The sequence below is a fragment of the Psychrobacter okhotskensis genome (assembly GCF_013248965.1).
Lineage (GTDB): Bacteria > Pseudomonadota > Gammaproteobacteria > Pseudomonadales > Moraxellaceae > Psychrobacter > Psychrobacter okhotskensis.
Map to the genome: position 1 here is coordinate 1 of NZ_JABRVQ010000060.1, position 1360 is coordinate 1360.

The 1360-nt window shown below is 42.6% G+C and carries 2 protein-coding genes; both read left to right on the forward strand.

The window, feature by feature from the left end; translation table 11 throughout:
• Positions 1–45 precede the first annotated feature (45 nt).
• Positions 46–561 (forward strand): helix-turn-helix domain-containing protein, encoded by a 516-nt coding sequence (locus HQR03_RS14030; protein ID WP_101210720.1) that lies wholly within the window; start codon positions 46–48, stop codon positions 559–561.
• On the forward strand, positions 549–1360 hold an 812-nt coding region (locus tag HQR03_RS14035; RefSeq protein WP_336217952.1), incomplete at its 3' end, for an IS3 family transposase. The genes HQR03_RS14030 and HQR03_RS14035, both read left to right, overlap by 13 nt.

The following is a 1360-nucleotide window of genomic DNA, read 5'->3' on the forward strand; positions in this document are numbered from 1 at the left end:
TGAACTGACCCCCATAAGTTGGACACAACTTCTGGGGGTTATTTTATGAAATACGACATAGACTTTAAGATCAAAGTCATAGCATACTATCGTCAAGGACATAGTAGCGGTGCGACAAGTGAGAAGTTTGGACTTGATAACAAAATGGTATCTAAGTGGGTTCAGCAGTATCAGCATAGTGGTATAGACGCCATCAAACCTAAGACTAATAAAACTAAATACAGTAGCGACTTTAAGTATAAAGTGATCGCTGTGATGTTAGCAGAAGGATTAAGTCAATCTGAAACCGCCCTTAGGTTTAATATCAGCTCACCTGCGCTTATTAGCCACTGGCATAAAGCTTACAGGCTCCATGGTATGTCTGGACTCACATCCAAATATAAAGGTAGTCATCCCATGACCTCTCCTATCACAGACAAACCCGATAATGAAAAGACACTAGCAGAGCTCAAACGTGAAAACGCATATCTACGAGCGGAGAATGCCTATCTAAAAAAGCTCGATGCCTTGCTTCGGGAAAGGGAACAAGCCGCGACAAAGCAAGGCTCATCGAAGGATTGAGACTAAAGCACACGTTATCTGACTTACTCAGCATAGCAAAGCTTGCGCGGAGTAGTTTCTACTACCATAGGGCGAGTCTTAGTAGTCAAGATAAATACGCCGAACTCAAACAGCGCATCCGTGATATCTATCATCAGCATAAAGGTCGATATGGCTACCGTCGAATCACCCAAACCCTTAAGAATGAGGGTCTCATTCATAACCACAAACTGATTGCACGGCTGATGGGACAGCTTAAGCTGACAGCGAGAATCAGACGACAAAGGTACCGATCCTATAAAGGAGCGTGCGGCGTCATTGCTAAGAATAGAGTCAAGCGCAAGTTTCGGGCGGGTGCGCCCAATCGCAGATGGCTGACAGACATTACTGAATTTAAAGTCGGCGATGACAAGCTATATTTATCACCGATACTTGACTGCTTTAATAATGAGATTGTCAGCTACCAGCTATCAAAACGACCTGTCTATGACTTGGTCAAACAGATGCTTGATTGTGCGCTTAAGGGCATACCAACAAAGCGCACCGAGCAGCTCACGCTGCATTCAGATCAAGGATGGCATTATCAGATGAAAGCGTTTGCGAATACGCTTAAAGAGAATAACATTAAGCAAAGTATGAGCCGAAAAGGGAACTGTTTAGATAATGCATTGATGGAAAGCTTCTTTGGGTCTTTAAAGTGTGAGACGATTTATATTAAGAAGCCGAAAACCATTGAAGATTTAGAGAAACAGATTCATGAGTATATGCATTATTATAATCATGAGAGAATTCAGCTTAAACTAAAAGGACTGAGCCCTGT

Excerpts from the sequence above, each read along its gene's own strand:
- HQR03_RS14030 (WP_101210720.1), top strand. The coding sequence starts at position 46 with ATGAAATACGACATAGACTTTAAGATCAAAGTCATAGCATACTATCGT.